This is a genomic window from Streptomyces sp. NPDC005281 (assembly GCF_040607495.1).
Lineage (GTDB): Bacteria > Actinomycetota > Actinomycetes > Streptomycetales > Streptomycetaceae > Streptomyces.
Map to the genome: position 1 here is coordinate 1 of NZ_JBEXGX010000056.1, position 14,638 is coordinate 14,638.

15 protein-coding genes, 1 tRNA gene and 1 pseudogene are annotated in these 14,638 nt (G+C 63.6%); 7 read left to right on the forward strand and 10 right to left on the reverse strand.

Annotation, left to right across the window (positions count from 1 at the left end; genetic code table 11):
* Positions 1–90: 90 nt before the first annotated feature.
* From ABZV42_RS39865 to ABZV42_RS39875, 3 genes are all read right to left on the reverse strand, one after another.
* A complete protein-coding gene (locus ABZV42_RS39865; RefSeq protein WP_356057075.1) occupies positions 91–693 on the reverse strand; it encodes a hypothetical protein in 603 nt (200 codons plus the stop codon).
* A gap of 298 nt (positions 694–991) precedes the next feature.
* Complete coding sequence (locus ABZV42_RS39870) at positions 992–1,780, reverse strand: hypothetical protein (protein WP_356057077.1); 789 nt, start codon at positions 1,778–1,780, stop codon at positions 992–994.
* A gap of 500 nt (positions 1,781–2,280) precedes the next feature.
* Positions 2,281–2,475 (reverse strand): hypothetical protein, encoded by a 195-nt coding sequence (locus ABZV42_RS39875; protein ID WP_356057079.1) that lies wholly within the window; start codon positions 2,473–2,475, stop codon positions 2,281–2,283.
* A gap of 98 nt (positions 2,476–2,573) precedes the next feature.
* Here ABZV42_RS39875 and ABZV42_RS39880 point away from each other — a divergent pair.
* The 3 genes and pseudogenes from ABZV42_RS39880 to ABZV42_RS39890 form a co-directional block, all read left to right on the forward strand.
* Positions 2,574–3,032 (forward strand): annotated as a pseudogene (locus ABZV42_RS39880) (transcriptional regulator); the annotation flags it as partial.
* Positions 3,033–3,100: 68 nt separating this feature from the next.
* A tRNA-Met gene (locus tag ABZV42_RS39885) sits at positions 3,101–3,174 on the forward strand.
* 174 nt (positions 3,175–3,348) lie between these two features.
* Positions 3,349–3,663, forward strand: a complete 315-nt coding sequence (locus tag ABZV42_RS39890; RefSeq protein ID WP_356057081.1) for a hypothetical protein — start codon at positions 3,349–3,351, stop codon at positions 3,661–3,663.
* Between the two features lie 415 nt (positions 3,664–4,078).
* Here ABZV42_RS39890 and ABZV42_RS39895 read toward each other — a convergent pair whose 3' ends face one another.
* The 4 genes from ABZV42_RS39895 to ABZV42_RS39910 form a co-directional block, all read right to left on the reverse strand.
* A complete protein-coding gene (locus ABZV42_RS39895; RefSeq protein WP_356057083.1) occupies positions 4,079–4,828 on the reverse strand; it encodes an SDR family oxidoreductase in 750 nt (249 codons plus the stop codon).
* A gap of 437 nt (positions 4,829–5,265) precedes the next feature.
* Positions 5,266–5,700 (reverse strand): Rrf2 family transcriptional regulator, encoded by a 435-nt coding sequence (locus tag ABZV42_RS39900; protein WP_356057085.1) that lies wholly within the window; start codon positions 5,698–5,700, stop codon positions 5,266–5,268.
* Between the two features lie 182 nt (positions 5,701–5,882).
* Positions 5,883–6,326: a VOC family protein gene (locus tag ABZV42_RS39905; protein WP_356057088.1), complete on the reverse strand. Its 444-nt coding sequence runs from the start codon at positions 6,324–6,326 to the stop codon at positions 5,883–5,885.
* Positions 6,327–6,510: 184 nt separating this feature from the next.
* Entirely contained in the window at positions 6,511–6,858 is a 348-nt protein-coding gene (locus ABZV42_RS39910; RefSeq protein ID WP_356057090.1) for a VOC family protein, read from the reverse strand.
* A gap of 1,198 nt (positions 6,859–8,056) precedes the next feature.
* Here ABZV42_RS39910 and ABZV42_RS39915 point away from each other — a divergent pair.
* A complete protein-coding gene (locus ABZV42_RS39915) occupies positions 8,057–8,833 on the forward strand; it encodes a ZIP family metal transporter (protein WP_356057092.1) in 777 nt (258 codons plus the stop codon).
* On the opposite strand, the gene ABZV42_RS39920 is transcribed toward ABZV42_RS39915, so the two are convergent.
* Positions 8,830–9,492, reverse strand: a complete 663-nt coding sequence (locus tag ABZV42_RS39920; protein ID WP_356057094.1) for a hypothetical protein — start codon at positions 9,490–9,492, stop codon at positions 8,830–8,832. The two genes, ABZV42_RS39915 and ABZV42_RS39920, sit on opposite strands and share 4 nt — an antisense overlap.
* Positions 9,493–9,635: 143 nt before the next feature.
* Here ABZV42_RS39920 and ABZV42_RS39925 point away from each other — a divergent pair, with 143 nt between their 5' ends.
* A complete protein-coding gene (locus ABZV42_RS39925; protein ID WP_355990341.1) occupies positions 9,636–9,806 on the forward strand; it encodes a hypothetical protein in 171 nt (56 codons plus the stop codon).
* Between the two features lie 38 nt (positions 9,807–9,844).
* On the forward strand, positions 9,845–10,615 hold the full coding sequence (locus ABZV42_RS39930; RefSeq protein ID WP_355990343.1) for a pirin family protein: 771 nt from the start codon (positions 9,845–9,847) through the stop codon (positions 10,613–10,615).
* 748 nt (positions 10,616–11,363) lie between these two features.
* Here the strand turns inward: ABZV42_RS39930 and ABZV42_RS39935 are convergent.
* Positions 11,364–11,687 (reverse strand): antibiotic biosynthesis monooxygenase, encoded by a 324-nt coding sequence (locus ABZV42_RS39935; RefSeq protein ID WP_356057095.1) that lies wholly within the window; start codon positions 11,685–11,687, stop codon positions 11,364–11,366.
* A 147-nt stretch (positions 11,688–11,834) separates the two neighbouring features.
* Between ABZV42_RS39935 and ABZV42_RS39940 the strand changes: the two genes are divergently transcribed.
* On the forward strand, positions 11,835–12,812 hold the full coding sequence (locus ABZV42_RS39940) for a helix-turn-helix domain-containing protein (RefSeq protein ID WP_356057097.1): 978 nt from the start codon (positions 11,835–11,837) through the stop codon (positions 12,810–12,812).
* A gap of 96 nt (positions 12,813–12,908) precedes the next feature.
* Here the strand turns inward: ABZV42_RS39940 and ABZV42_RS39945 are convergent, their stop codons facing one another.
* Complete coding sequence (locus tag ABZV42_RS39945; protein ID WP_356057099.1) at positions 12,909–14,396, reverse strand: FAD-dependent monooxygenase; 1,488 nt, start codon at positions 14,394–14,396, stop codon at positions 12,909–12,911.
* Positions 14,397–14,638: the final 242 nt, after the last annotated feature.

The window sequence follows — 14,638 nt, forward strand, 5'->3', positions numbered from 1 at the left end:
CCACCCGCTACGACAAGACCGCCGAGTCCTACCAAGCAGCCGTCACCCTCGCCTCGCTCCTGATGTGGGCGTGACATTTGAAGACAACTCCTAGTACGGACGTCCGCGGAAGTACAGGCTGCCGTGGTGGCGTGGGCGGTCGCCGCGTTCGTGGGCCGCGTCGGAACGGTCCGCCGGGGCCGACCTGCCTGCCAGGACGCGGAGGGTCGTCAGGCCAGCCAGCACCTCGTCACGACGCTCGGCGGCCTTCATCCAGGCCGGCAGCCGGGCGAACATCGACATCGTCGGGGAGGCGCGACGTTCGCGCAGCCGGGCGCCCACGAACGCGGCGAGGGCGTCGACGTGCTCCTCGTCATAGGCCCACAGAATCCGTCCGGCACAGCGGGTCTGGAGCCAGAGCGGCCGGCGGAAGAAGGGGTCCTCGGTGCCACCGGGCACCGCGCCGACCAGACCTCCGCCCCGCCCCCCGGCGGTCCAGTCGGCGACAGCCCCGCAACTGGCGCACGCGAGGCGCCGCGGCTGGAACAGCAGCTCGCTGAAGTACTTCCGCGTCGCGATGCCGGGCCGAGGGACGACGAGCGCGCGGCCACCGCACTTCGAGCAGACCACGAGCATCCGGCCGGTGAACTGGACGAGCCATGTGCCGTGGTCGCGGTGGCGGACCGGGTCGGGGCGCACGGGCTCGGAGTTCATGTCTGACACCCTGCCAGGCCCGACCCGTCCTCGGCGACCGAGATACGGCACGAGGCCGACAGGGGAGGCCGAGAAGCCCGTACCCCTGCCGCCTCCGCACGGAGTGCACGTTCGCGGACCGCGATCGCTGCTAGGGATCCCGGCCGTGGCACCCTGTTCGCCTGACGCCGACCGAAGACCGCTGCTTCCCCGTCTGGTCGGCGCTTCCCTGTTCCCAAACCCCCGCCGGCACGCGGAAGGCCCCGCCGGAGCGGGGCCTTCGCTGCGCAGTCAGGCGCGGTGACCGTAGTAAGGGTGATCAGGTCACGTCGACGTAGTCGCCGGAGGAGTTGCTGGCACCGGTGGTGGTGTTGCCGCTGTAACTCCAGCGCCAGGTGCCGTCCTCGGAGGCTGTCACGGTGGTCTTCAGGTAGCCAGTACTGCTGGCGGTCACCGTCTTGACCGTGGAGAAGGTGCTGGAACCGGCGGGCTTGAACTGCAGCTTCACCAGCCGGCCACCGTAGTTGTCGTAGCGGTGCTGACTCCAGTTGGCTTGCTGCACAGTGCCGGTGACGCTGATCGCCTTGCCCTTGGCGACGGGCTCCGGGGACGCGTTCGCGTTCTGGATGCGCGAGGCACGCAGGAGATGGGTCGTCGCGGACAGAAGGTCGGTGTCGTAACCGCCGTTCTTCTTGATGCCCGTGCCGAGGGTCTTCCAAGCGGCGGCGTCACTGTTGACGAGGTGGTTGCCGTTACCGCCCGGCATGCCGTCCGGGTCGATGGACATCGTCTCGTCGCAATCGCGGAAGGTGTAGCCCCCCGCGGAGGATGTCATGCAGCTCCACCGGGTCGTGGAGATGGCGAGCAGGTACTTGGTGGACCCGTTACTGCGGTACGCCTCGACCCACCAGTCGTCGAGCGCCGCGCTGCTCTTAACCGTGTATGTCAGCGGGACCTCGACCTCGGCACTGATGCCGACGATGATGGGCTTGCCATTGTTGATGACAACTTTCGAGAACGAGATGTCGCTTTCGGCCGCGTGTGCGGCCGGCGCCGTGAGCCCCACGCCCACCAGCGCCATGCCCCCGGCCACCGCCGCGGCGGCCACACGCCGCACGGTCGCCGGTCTGTTCCGCTGCACGGCAGCAGATGTTGCAGTGATCAATCCCCACCCCTGAGTCGAGTATCTGAGCGGCGGGTCGACTGCCCGCCGCCGGAACTCTAGATCATCCATGGACGGTACCGGCGCCGCTCCGCACCCGGTGGCCAGGCACGATGACCGAGCGCCTGCCGCCTCCACGACGAGGACGCCTGAGCAGTCGCTGACGCACTCCGCTCGCACATCGCAGTTCTGCCCAGGGCCTGAGCCGATCCTGCTGTGCGTCGAAACGGACCAGCCCCAGAGAGTCCGCCAGGGCTGCCGCGTAGGTCGACGCTTCCTCGATCATGCTCCAACTCATCCCGATGTAGATGAGCGGACCGCCCGCGCTGTCGATCAACGGCCCCAACGGCCAAGGCGAAGTCTCTTCCTCGTCCTCGGCGAAGTCGCACCACCGCTCAAGAGTTGCAGCCCTGCGATCAACCGCTCGGGGGCCCCTATCTCATTGGTCAAGCCGTGTAGGCGTCTGAGGCGCCTTCGGTGGAAGCGTCAGTCGTGTCGGCTCCGGCGTATCCGTAAGCCCAGCCGGCGGCAGTGTCGGGGGCCGGGACGGCTGTGTAGATGTGCCAGGCGGCATGCCCGAACCCGGCCGGGCAGGCCTGATCGGCCAGCATCATGAGTCGCTCCGCGAGCCGGTCGTCCATGCGCGACTCGCCCTCATTGCACAAGCCGACAACCCCGTCGAGCCGCGCATCACGCCCCTCCGAGACGATCGCGACGGGGAAGGCTATCCAACAAGCGTGCCACCCCGGTTACCGCCAGGCGGGGCCTGATGGCACGCCTGCACTGCCCGACGACGTCGGACCGGGCCTGGCAGGGGCCAGGGGCGTCGGACTGACAGTCGGCGACCGGACGCTGAAGGCCTGGAAACAGGGCGCACGCCGTCCGTCGAAAGCCAACCTGAAATGCATCGACGCCGCGGGCGGGGCGGTGCGGCGCCGTAACGTCGCCCGTAACCGCCGCCTCAACCGCGAGGCCTGCGGCACCCGGGCGGAGGTCCACCCCCTCAACCAGTCCGGTGTGGCGTGCCCGCTGCAGCGGGTGGTGGAACACCGGTCGATGAACGTGCGCCGCTGGGGCAAGGCCGTCGGGTCCTGGGCGGCCGGCGACCATCAAGGCCTGGACCGCCGATGTCCTGGTCGACCTCGGCTCCCAGTGGGGTCAGTACGAGTACGTCACCAACATCGGCTTCGCCGCGTAGGAACCCGCCGCCCGGCAGTCACATGGTCTTCAGTGCCTGCTGCCATGGCGTATGGTGGTGCCTACCGACGCGGGGTGGAGCAGCTCGGTAGCTCGCTGGGCTCATAACCCAGAGGTCGCAGGTTCAAATCCTGTCCCCGCTACTATCACGTGTGAGGGCCCGGAACCGTATGGTTCCGGGCCCTCACACGTATGGGGCCTACATGTCGGCGGCCCTACGCAATTGACAGGGCACATGTATGCGCGAGTCCAGTCGAGCTTGCTGGCCGCATGCAGCTCGGCGAGCGGGATGCGAGTAACTCCCGTTCCTGAGGACGATGCTGGACGACCGATACGAATGGACCCGCGTCCATGCCGCGGCGGCCCTTTGGGACATCGGAGGCCCGCCTGAGGCCGACGCCGTCATCCAGACCCTGTTCACCGCCTGGCAGGAGAACGAGGTGACCTCGAACCGTGTCCTGGCCCGCATAGCGCGCAGCGGGCCGGTCGCCGCACCGGCCCTGCCCCGCATTCAGGCGGAAGCCGCGCAGCCTCACCGCAGCGGCCGCTTCGGCACAGTCGCCAACGACGAGGAACTCAACGCCACTTGCCGGACCGTTCTGACGCGCCTCCCAGCGCCCGAACGCGGATGAGTCTGCACGGCAACGTGCTCGGCGGAGCAACTGTGCCACGGCGGAACGTCCCACACTCGAGAACGTACCCGGTTCGGGTGACGCTGCCCCGCTCCCAGAACTGATGGCGGGAGCCGAGTTCAAGCCCCGCAGGTTCGAAGCCTCGCCACCTGCCGATCACCTCATTCCTCAGCTCGACTGACCGGGTAATCGTCAAGGACGCCTGGCGCCCGGTACCGCCAAGAGGCTGGAGACCCTACCTGGCTGGCACCGTATCGTCGCCGGCGCCAACCGCGAACGTGCCGGTCGGCGCCGGCCGTTCGTGGAGCGGTTCAGGAACTGCCTACCGCCGAGATCGTCCGCACAGATCGGAAATCGCCGCGGACGACTGTTGTCACTGAAGGTGGCCCCACTGGACACCTCACACGAGAGGCATTCAGATCTGATTCAGACCGCCGTCAACGAAGAGCTCCGACCCGGTGACAAAGCTGCTCTCGTCTGATGCCAAGAAGAGGGCGGCTGCTGCGGCCTCTGCAGGGTGGCCCATCCGACCGAGAGGAACCTGCTGCGCCAAGGCTTTTTGGACCAGCTTTGCCTGCTCTTCGTCGGGCGCTAGTCCAGTGATTCCGGGAGTGTCGATCGGCCCAGGTACCAGCGTGTTGACTCGGATACCGCGGCCTCTGAGTTCGTTGGCCCAGGTTCTCGAGAAGGAGCGAATCGCAGCCTTGGAGGCGGCGTAGACGCCGAATGCCTCTCCACCGGCGGTCGCTGCCGTAGAACCCGTAAGGATCACAGATGCCCCATCCTGTAGAAGCGGAAGCGCCTTTTGTACGGTGAAGAGGGTGCCTCGAACGTTGGTGTCGAAAGCTGCGTTGAAGTGCTGTTCGGTGACCTGTTCCAGGGTGGCGAACTCGCCGCCACCTGCGTTGGCGAACAGAACGTCGATACGGCGTCCCTGTTCAGTAATGATGGCGTAGAGCCGGTCGAGGTCCGCCAGATTGGCCACGTCACCGCGGACTGCGGTGACGTTGGCGCCGATGTCAGCTGCTGCGGCGTCGAGAGCTTCCTGCCGTCGACCTGTGATGAACACGTGCGCACCTTCGGCTGCGAACCGCCGCGCTGCAGCCAAACCGATACCACTGTTGGCACCGGTGACGACTGCAGTCTTGTTCTCCAGCTGTCCCATATTTCGCTCCTACTTCTTATGGTGGCGAGCTTTGATGTAATAAGATCTGTTACATCAAAGCTCGCCACGCTGAACCCCACTGAAAAATCAGCTCAGGGTTTCTGCACGGTCGGACTGAATGAGAGCATTGAGCGCTGGTCAAGCAACCAAACATCATCGCGACCACACAACGTGAAGGGCCAGATAATCCACAGAGCATCACGCGCCACCCAACGGGGGATGACATCAAAATCCATCTACACCGGATGCCCCCCGCGTGCTGGCCGACGTAGCACCTAAACGAACACGCTACGCCTGTTGGCCTGTACGCACGATCGGTAGCCTGTTAGCGGTCAGCGACAAATCCCGACACGGACCTTCCTGACAAAGAAATTCTCCGCCAGATGCTGCCGATTCGCCACGTTGCGCTATCCGATCGGTAATCCTCGAAGCGCAAGTCAGGTCTCCTGCTGGGCCAGAACATCTCGCAGCACGTCTGCGATCGAGGTGCGAGCCAGTTCTTGCTGCATTTGCTTCTCGAGAGTGCCGTACACGCGTCCTAGAGCTGGCTGGATTCCGAATCCAATCGGGCACTCGTCATTGGGAGGCGAGTGGTGGAGGCCGAACAGATTCCCGCTTTCCACGGCAAGGTACACCGCGAGCAAGGTGATGTCCTCCGGGTCGCGTATCAGCAACCAGCCAGCACCCCCTCCCCGCTTAGCCTGAACCAACCCAGCCTTACGAAGATCACCCAGACACCTCCGGATCACTACCGGGTTGGTGTTGACGCTCCCAGCGATCCGCTCCGATGTCGCGACGTCATTCTGCTGGCGATCCAGAGACATCCAAGTCAGGACGTGAACGGCGATCGTCAATCGGCTGTTTGCACTCACTCTCGATACCTTCCCTGGCCGGCGGAGCGAGCACACCGCCACACTCCTGCCACGGCAGAGGGATAATTGTAACAGAACCCGTTACACATAGGCGCGGCCGCTGATGAGTGCACGCCCGGGCGGGCCAGCGGTCAGAGTTCACAACTTGCGTGGACTTCCGATCCATAGCCCACCGGCCAGTATCAGCCGACGGGACTGGCACCTTCCTGGAAGACGTTAATAAAGTTGCCGTCATTGTCGCGGATGGCGGTCGACACGCTCCCGTCACCCAGGTCCATCATTTCCCAGACAATAGTGACCCCGAGATCGCGGAAGGTCTGAGTCACGGCGCCGAGGTCGCTCACCTTGAACACCAGGGCTTTGTTGCCGATAAGCTGGACGTGGGCCGGAGGATCTGCGGTCAACTCCGGCAGTTGGAAACCGCCCGACGGCTGCAGGAGCTCGAGCTGGAACCCGGGACCTTCCAAGAAGGCTACTTCCGCGCCGATCGCTTCGAACCGAGACTTGGCTACCAGCTTCAGGCCGAATACACGGTTCCACCAATCGACAGATGCGTCAATGTCATTGACCGAAGTCGTGATGTTGTGGAGGGAAAATTTGAATTGCCGATTCTCTGATGTTCCCATTCTCAGTCCTTTCTGGATGACGGCCTGTAGCAGATTGTGTTGACGAGACGACAGGAATCGTCTTGTCAATCCCAATATTTACGGCCGCCTGGTCGAGTTCCGAGGTTATCTGAAGTTGAATCCATGTGACCTATTTCAGGCGTCGGAGTCAATCTTCGGGCCAGTTGCAAACCTCATCAGTGCCTCATACGCGGAGCTGTAGGTATTCGAAGACGGAGCCGTCGAGGTGACGGGCAACAATTCGAGTACCGTTTGGAACCTCATTCGGTTCTTCGAGGATTTCCGCGCCTGCCTTACCGAGGGCGTCGAGTACCGGATCCAAGGATCCGACGAGGACCGTAGCGGTTTGGGACACATAATTCTCCACCGGCCCAGAGTAGAGAAGGAACGGTCCCACTAGAGCCAACTCCAGTTCCCGGTAGGGAAATCGGCGAACTTCCTCGGTTCCCGCCAATTCCTTGTAGAAAGGGATCGCGTCGTCAAGATTTTCCACGGAGACGTTTGCGATCATGGCCTGGATGTTGCTGCTCATATTTTTCCTGATGGTCGGCCACGACGAGACTGCCGACGTAGCGAGATTGCTGAATCGCTTAAGGCGGCGATTATCCCTAAGCGAAGCGTGAGCGTAATTGACCCGTTTACCGGATGCGATGTTCGCATGCTCACGCTTTTCCGCCCCCTGCAACCGTAAACCGCTAGCCCCCCTCACGCGACCGCGGCGAGTCTCGCCGACTCAGGCGTTCGTTGGAATAAGCGGTGACACGGAGCGAACCCTTACGGCGACATCAAGAAGCCACAGGATGCGGACCCCATGTCGGTTGCGGAGAAATCCGAAGTGACCCAGCTCTGATGGCCAGCTGATCCACCGTGACTCCTCTATGGACATCGCTCTTCGGTGGTCGGAAATGAGGGGCATCCCAGCGTCACTGGCGGTAGCCCTCGGGCCGTCATCGCGGCCTCCCATCGACTGTTGGAACAGTAACTGTTACATCCAGGCTCGTCAAACTCTGCGCTCCCCAGGAGACGAGATGCAGGCTCCCCATGGGCATGCGGAGCAAGTCGTCCTACAGGCGAGAGGCCCGGTCAGTAGAGCCGCACAGTCGACGCTTCTCGCCGAGGACTCTGCTGCTGATTGAACGGTCCGCCACGAGCCAGCAGGCCGGCGCGTCGCGCGGGTCGCCCCGGGCCACGTTGCCGGCACCCGCAACTCACTAGCACGGGCGGGAAGCAAGCCCTGCCTGGCGGCCCTCATGCGACAACGAGCCCACTTCGGCCAAGCGTGCAGAGGCCGCAACCACGGCGGCTTGTGCCTCGCGCCCCGCCAGTTGCTGTTGACCCAATCGCGAACCACGCTGGCGCGCCTTCTCTGACCCCCTAGAACGTGTCCGCAAGGTCTCGTCTGCCCGGCGACGCCTGGCATGCGCGCCCAAGCTCTCTACATCGCTCGAGCAGGGGAGACCTCAATGGCACCGCCGGACGACTTTGCGGACACGCCCGAGGCGCGAGATCGGATCGAGCTGGTTGTCCTTCTCGGTGTTGTGGGGAGGTCGCCGTCGGAAAATTCGAATGCCAAAATGTTTTTCACTCTTTTGCGTCGTTAGTAGAGGCGTCCCGAGCGGCGACCTCACACTCTTCATCGGATCGGGCGCAGACCGCCGCGCAACCTATATTCTGAAACTACGCCCAAACAAACCCAATTACGCGAACGTACTTCGTGATAGGAGACCCACGTGACAGCCCTCTTTGTGGCTGCCGGAGCGACCGTCACCACGTTGCTCGGTGGTTGGGCCGCCCAGCACGTCGGCGATCGTCGACATTTGGTCCTCGGACTCGCGGCGGGACTCATGCTCGGGATCGTATGTTTTGATCTGCTACCCGAGGCGCTCGAAACAGACCGTGGAGAATTCTTCGGCGTGCCAATGGGACTTCTGATGTTCGCCGCGGGCTTTCTTGTTCTGCATGTGGTGGAGCGATCTGTAGCAATCCACCGAGCACACGAAGGGGAATACCGTCCGCATACGCACCCTATGGCCACTAGCCACTCTGGCGATCACGCAGTCTCGGAAGCTTCGCAAGGCCTCGGCCTAATCGCCGCCGGCGCCCTGGTAGGGCATAGTTTCCTAGACGGTTTCGCCATCGGGGCTGCATCTCAGGCCGGAGGAGCCACAGGAACGGTTATCGCAGTAGCGGTGATCGCACATGATTTCGCCGACGGGTTTAATACGTACACGATTACCCGCCTGTACGGGAATAATCGCCGTCGCGGTATTATTCTAGTCGCCGCCGACGCGATTGCCCCCCTCGCAGGAGCAGCCGTAACCTTGGCCTTTACCATTTCTGATCGAATCCTCGGACTATATCTAGGATTCTTCGCCGGATTCCTTCTCTACCTAGCCACTTCCGATATCCTTCCGGAAGCGCACACTTCACATCCATCTCGCGTTACGCTGGCACTTACTGTCTTGGGATCAGCTTTCATCCTGGTTGTGATCAAGCTTGCTCGCTAAGTACTAGTAACCGACGGAACTCTGGGAAAGAATGTTTTGCTCGCGATGGCCACTACCGTGCGGGCAGACAGAGCGACAAGCGCGCAGGTCGCCGCGGTGAGAATTACGTAGCTGATTGACTTGAGTCCGTTCACGTTTTCTGCGGCTAGCCAATGCAGTGAATTTGTGACGCCCGCGGCATAGGAAAAGGCGAAGGCCCAGTAGCCGGGGTCGAGCGGGACTTTCCGATACGTTGAAAACATAGAAAACTGCACTAGAACCATGAGGATGGCATACCCGGCACAGGCCGTAACCACTATGTCAAGCCGTCCGCCCGTCATAGTGAACCAAGCGTTTCCCGCAACAACCGGGGGAGCGGGTTCAATTGCGATAGTCGGGACGAACGGAGTAGGCAGAGGCGCCTGCGTGAAGAGCCGTGCGAGAAGAATCGAACCGAGGGCCAACCAGCAGATCAACCCATACCCGAACATTATCTGCGAGAGTCGGGACCGTCCCAGAGCGGCACTCCCGCCGGCTGCGAGAAGGCCGCCCCCGACTGTGGGCAGAAAGTAGCCGGGATGCCACTGGACGAGCTTTGTGTCAGATCGAATCCACACACCGGTAAGCCAGCCGTCGTCGGGCGACTTCCGACGAGCGCGGCGTGTCTTGTCGATGATCATGATGTCGCGCGTTATAGCCTGACCATTCAACAGGTCGATGCAGTCTTACCTCTTGTCCTGACGCGAGCGTGCCGGCGGCTGCCTGGGTGTGATGCCTTCAGCGTCCAAGGCGCGGCCGCGACTGACCCGTCAGGGAGTTTCCTGTGGATGAACTGACCTATAAAATGATCATGGCTCTCAATGCTGCCGATATTGGACACCCACTCTGTGAACAGATCGCCTCGATCTGCGCCGAGGTTGCTGACCAACACTGTTCGCAGCTCCACGTGGGGGCGCCGGCCGTTCCCGAGATCCACGTCACGAGCAGCGCCTGAATCGATGTGTGCGCACTCCGCCTGATTGGACATAGTCAGTGGCAAAATCTCTGCATCCCACCGTGGACTTGCGGCGCGCAGCGGACCGCTTCAAGACGAAAATTTCCTGGCTTGATTCGAAGCATTCATTTTCCTTCTCGCACAACTATGACCCTCGCAACACTCATCACGGGCTGTTGCTTGTCAATAATGACGATATCGTCAGGGCTGGCAAAGGCTTCGAGACTCATCCTCACGAGGACATGGAAATCGTGACGTGGGTTCTCCGGGGGTCTCTCGTACATCAGGATTCGGTCGGGCACAATGGCCTGATCTATCCTGGCCTTGCGCAGCGAATGAGCGCTGGTACGGGAATTATGCACAGCGAGAAGAATGACTCCTGGCGCCTAGAAGGCACTAAGAGTCACACGGACCCCGTACACTTCGTCCAGATGTGGGTAGCGCCCGATGAGGACGGAATCAAACCCGGATATCAGCAGATGGAAATCGAAGATGCGGCACTCCATGGAAAGTTCGCCGTAGTTGCATCCGGGATTGACCGGCATAAAAATGATGCCGCCATCCGTATCAAGAATCGCTATGCCGCTCTCCACGCCACCCGATTGAAGAAGGGGGACGAGGTAACGCTTCCCGACGCCCCGTTCCTGCACCTTTTCCTGGCAGTTGGGCACGTCTCACTGGAGGGTACGGGCGACCTCTTTGCCGGTGATGCTGTTCGCTTCACCGCCACCGGGGGACAGAAGGTCACGGCGCTAAAGCCTTCCGAACTCCTCGTCTGGGAGATGCACGCGACGGTCCAGGGATGGTAGCGGAGCGTCACTCGGGCCGGTGGCAACCACTCGTGCTGGGTGACGTCGAAGCTGCTGTCACGAGACCCTCAGTAGGTGGTTTCAGCTCGCTGGCCGCGGCACGGATCCGGCACATCTGCCGCCGAATGACGCTCTCGGCCCTGGGGCAGTGCCAGGAAGCTTAAGTTGATCAAGGTTTCGTGGTGGCTCGCCGCTTGGCTGTTCTCGGGCGTCGCTGCAAACCGTTCGGGTGGACGGCTGTGGTTGATGCCGTGGATCGGGGGCGGTTGAAACGGGTAGGCAGGTAGGCCGGTTGCGCGGCCGGACCAGGTGTCGCTGGGGGTCTTGGTCGCTGCGGTGCCGCGGCTCAAGGTCGACGAGGCTGCCGCGGTGTGCGGGGTGGCCGAGCAACGTCGCGGGGGAGGCTTCTGAAGTGATCCGTTAACAGGCCCGAACTGGCTGTTCGGACGGCGAGAGCCGTGGCCCAGCGGGGCCCCGGGTGCGCTCAGGGTCCGAAGGCCTCCTCGGTAGGGGCCCGGACGCCCCAGCGAGGCGGGTCCGGTGCCGGGGAGAGAGGGCGTCCCCCTGTGTGATCGCCCCAGATGCGCGCCACTTCGCGCCGAACGTCGAACGCTCCTGCGCCGGCTCAGCGCCCTGAAGCCGGAATGGCGACCAGCTTCAGAGCTCTGACAACACCTGCGGTCGGAGAATTGAGTTTCGTGTCTCCGGGAGATCGTCTTCGCCAGGGGCTGAGATTCGGGGCGCCTGCTCAGCTGAGCTTTGCCGCGATGATGTCCACGGGAAGGATCTCGGGCGCCTCGACGAGGAACTTGGGCGCGTTCTCCATGAGCGCGGCCGCGATCTTGCCCTGGAGGTGGGCACCGCGGTCCTCCTCGGTGGCGAATGCGTCGAAGATGCCGAACGTGGTGGGGCCCAGGCGCAGTGCAAACCAGACTGTGGTGCCGGTCTCCTCCTGCGCCAAGGCGAGGGCGCCGGTGAGCAGTTCCTCAACCTCGTGCGTGTATTCGGACCTGGCCTCGATGCGGACGAGCAGTCCCAGGCGAGTGGCCGGGGGGAGAGAGTCGTTGCTCATGAAGCGCTCCTCAATGCGTAGTTGGCGCCGCAGCAATGATCGGTCCGAAGTGTCGGATGCCGCGTGGCCGGTTGATGTGATCACGGTACGAGCTCCCAAGTCGCCCAGGTCAGTGGCGGATCCGCCTAATGCCTTACTGTTTCCGACATGAACGTTTCCGTGCTGGTCCTGGATGGCCTTTTCGACTCCGGACTCGCCACGGTTGTGGATGTGCTCGGGATGGCCAACGAGCTGCGAGGAGAGGTGCCTCACCCTCCTCCGCGCTGGGAGATCAGCTGTGTCGGCGGACATGGTGCCGTCCGTACGGCCGTCGGACACGTCATCGAGTGCCAAGCCTTCGACGACGTACCGCAGCCCGATCTCCTTGTCGTCCCCGGGGCCGGTCCCAGACAGTCCTCTCTTCTGGTGGACTGGGTAGGCGCCCCGCAACGTGAACCCGAACGCGAGGAGCTCCGGCGTGCCCGTGCTGAAGGTGTCTCTCTGGCTGCCGCCTGTACCAGCACGTTCCTTCTTGCTGAGGCCGGCGTCCTGGATGGTCTGAGCGCCACCACGAGTTGGTGGTTGGCCAGCACTTTCCGTCAGGCGTACCCCCAGGTGTCGCTGGACGAGGGACGCATGCTGGTCGATGCCGTCGGAGTGACGACGGCCGGCGCCGCCATGGCACATCTCGACCTGGCTCTCGCTCTCGTACGGCAGTCGAGCCCGACTCTTGCTGACCTCACTGCCAGATACCTGGTGGTGGACCACCGTCCAACTCAAGCCGGCTACGCCATTCCAGGTCACCTTGCCCGGACCGATCCCACCGTGAGCGCCTTCGAAGGATGGGTGCGCGCACACATCGACCAGCCGCTGAGCATTGCGGACGCGGCGCGAGCCATCGGGGCGAGCGAACGAACCCTGCAGCGTCTTGTACACAAGGCCGTGGGCGTACCTCCGGTGCGCTTCGCCCAAACCATCCGCCTGGAACAGGCAAGTCACCTGCTGCGCACCACGGACCTTCCCACACAGACCATCGCCCGACGCGTCGGCTACGACAATGCCTCCACGCTGTCCACTCTGCTGCGCCAGCGCCTTGGCACCACACCGGGCCGCCTGCGCAACCGGTCCAGTTCGAGCAGCGCCTGAACCTGTTGCCGCACGGCCCCTGTTGGCTTTCGGACTCTGTGCCCGGGTGGGACCTCTGGAGGGCAGCCCGGAGCCGGCGGCGCTCAAAGGATGCTCCTAGCGGGAGGGCAGTCTCTGACGAGGGGACGTGCCGGCCCCACACCAGTGGGCCAATGCCTGGCGGATCTCGTCGGCACGGCGTTGAGGATGCTGCTCGGAGGTAGCCCATGCGATGTAGGCGTCCGGCCTGACCAAGACGGCCTTGGTTGTCGGGCCCTTCGGCGTGACGACCTCGGCCTCGTTGGACCAGGGTTCGGTCACTGAGGGAGAGAGCGCAGGGTTGACGGGGGCTACAAGCACGAACTTCCGAGTTCGCAAGGCCTCGTAGAGCCGTCGCCCATCGCTCAGAAGGAAGTCCGGCGCTCGCTTGCCAGCGAGTGGGTGAGCACCGGCAGGCGCCGCGTAGGCGATGTCGATTCCAGATATCGCTCGGGAGACGCGCCTGGCGAGAGGGGGGATACGCAGCACGGTGCGCGCAGAAAAGTCGCGGAGGCCGCAAAGGGCCCGCGGTGTAGTCAGCACCCCACGGAGCAGCGCGCCGCTCATCACAAGCACCCGACGACCGACCGGATACCGTTCGGTCTGGTAGGTGTCCAGGAGACCGTCCGACGCCCGGTCGTGCAGAACGGCACTCAGCTTCCAGCCGAGGTTGGCGGAGTCCTGAATGCTGGTGTTCAGGCCCATGCCGCCGGCAGGGGAGTGCACGTGCGCGGCGTCGCCAACGAGGAAGACCCGGCCCGAGCGATAGCGCGGGGACTGGCGTTCATCACTGTGGAACCGGGAGAGCCAGCGTGGGTCGTGCATGCCGAAGTCGCTGCCGAGCGCCCGCTGGGCGACCGCGCGGATCTCGTCGAGGTCCACCGGCGTCTTGTCGGACATCTGGTGGTGGCGATTCCAGGCCATCACGCGGAACCAGCCATCCCCGAATGGCACGACAAGGGCGAAGGCATCACCCACGGCTCCGACGGTCGGTGGTTTCTGGGGCGGCGTGGCCAGCCGGACATCGGCAAGCATCATCGACCGGATGGCGGAGCGGCCGGGGAACGGCAGGCCCAGGGATCGGCGAACTATGCTGTTCCGTCCGTCAGCCCCCACGACGTAAGCGGCGCGCAGAGTTTGCACGGTCCCGTCGGCGGCCCGCACGTCCACGTCGACGCCGGATGCGTCCTGCCGGAGGGCGGTTACCTCGCAGGCGGCCTTGATCTCCGCACCGTGGGCCAGAGCCCGCTTTCGCAGTAGCCGCTCCGTGTTGTATTGCGGAGTCACCAGCACGTGGGGGTACCGGGTCGGGAGCCGTGACAGATCGATCCTCAGGAACTGCAGGACAGGGTTGCGGATGCCGGTCATGAGGAGTTCGTCGGCGATTCCGCGCGCGTCCAGTTGCTCCATCGTCCGCGCATGGACGGCGAATGCCCGCGTGAGTTCGGACTCCCCGGCTCGTCGTTCGATGACGGCACAGGCGATCCCGGACTCGGCCAGATCACCTGCGACCAGCAGCCCCGCCGGGCCTGCGCCTACGATCAGCACGTCATGTTCGGAGTCCACATCGTCTCCTCCGCGCCGGACGGCCTAGAGATGTCCGACGTTGATCCTCTGTTCGGACGGGGGGCCGCCGAGCCGAGGGCTTCATGCTCCGTTGCCGGATCCCGTCGCTGGGTCCAATGCGCTCGTCTTCCAGATCCCTTGAACGGGCAATGCCGGCAGGGACTGTGGGCCTCCACGCGCTTCACTGTGTTGTCCGGCGACGGCTCTACGGTCATGCACGGCAGCGTCAATGGCAACCGACC

Coding starts and splice junctions, on each gene's coding strand:
- ABZV42_RS39865 (WP_356057075.1), bottom strand. CDS start 693: ATGAACTCCGAGCCCGTGCGCCCCGACCCGGTCCGCCACCGCGACCAC.
- ABZV42_RS39875 (WP_356057079.1), bottom strand. CDS start 2,475: ATGGACGACCGGCTCGCGGAGCGACTCATGATGCTGGCCGATCAGGCC.
- ABZV42_RS39890 (WP_356057081.1), top strand. CDS start 3,349: ATGCTGGACGACCGATACGAATGGACCCGCGTCCATGCCGCGGCGGCC.
- ABZV42_RS39895 (WP_356057083.1), bottom strand. CDS start 4,828: ATGGGACAGCTGGAGAACAAGACTGCAGTCGTCACCGGTGCCAACAGT.
- ABZV42_RS39905 (WP_356057088.1), bottom strand. CDS start 6,326: ATGGGAACATCAGAGAATCGGCAATTCAAATTTTCCCTCCACAACATC.
- ABZV42_RS39910 (WP_356057090.1), bottom strand. CDS start 6,858: ATGAGCAGCAACATCCAGGCCATGATCGCAAACGTCTCCGTGGAAAAT.
- ABZV42_RS39920 (WP_356057094.1), bottom strand. CDS start 9,492: ATGATCATCGACAAGACACGCCGCGCTCGTCGGAAGTCGCCCGACGAC.
- ABZV42_RS39935 (WP_356057095.1), bottom strand. CDS start 11,687: ATGAGCAACGACTCTCTCCCCCCGGCCACTCGCCTGGGACTGCTCGTC.
- ABZV42_RS39940 (WP_356057097.1), top strand. CDS start 11,835: ATGAACGTTTCCGTGCTGGTCCTGGATGGCCTTTTCGACTCCGGACTC.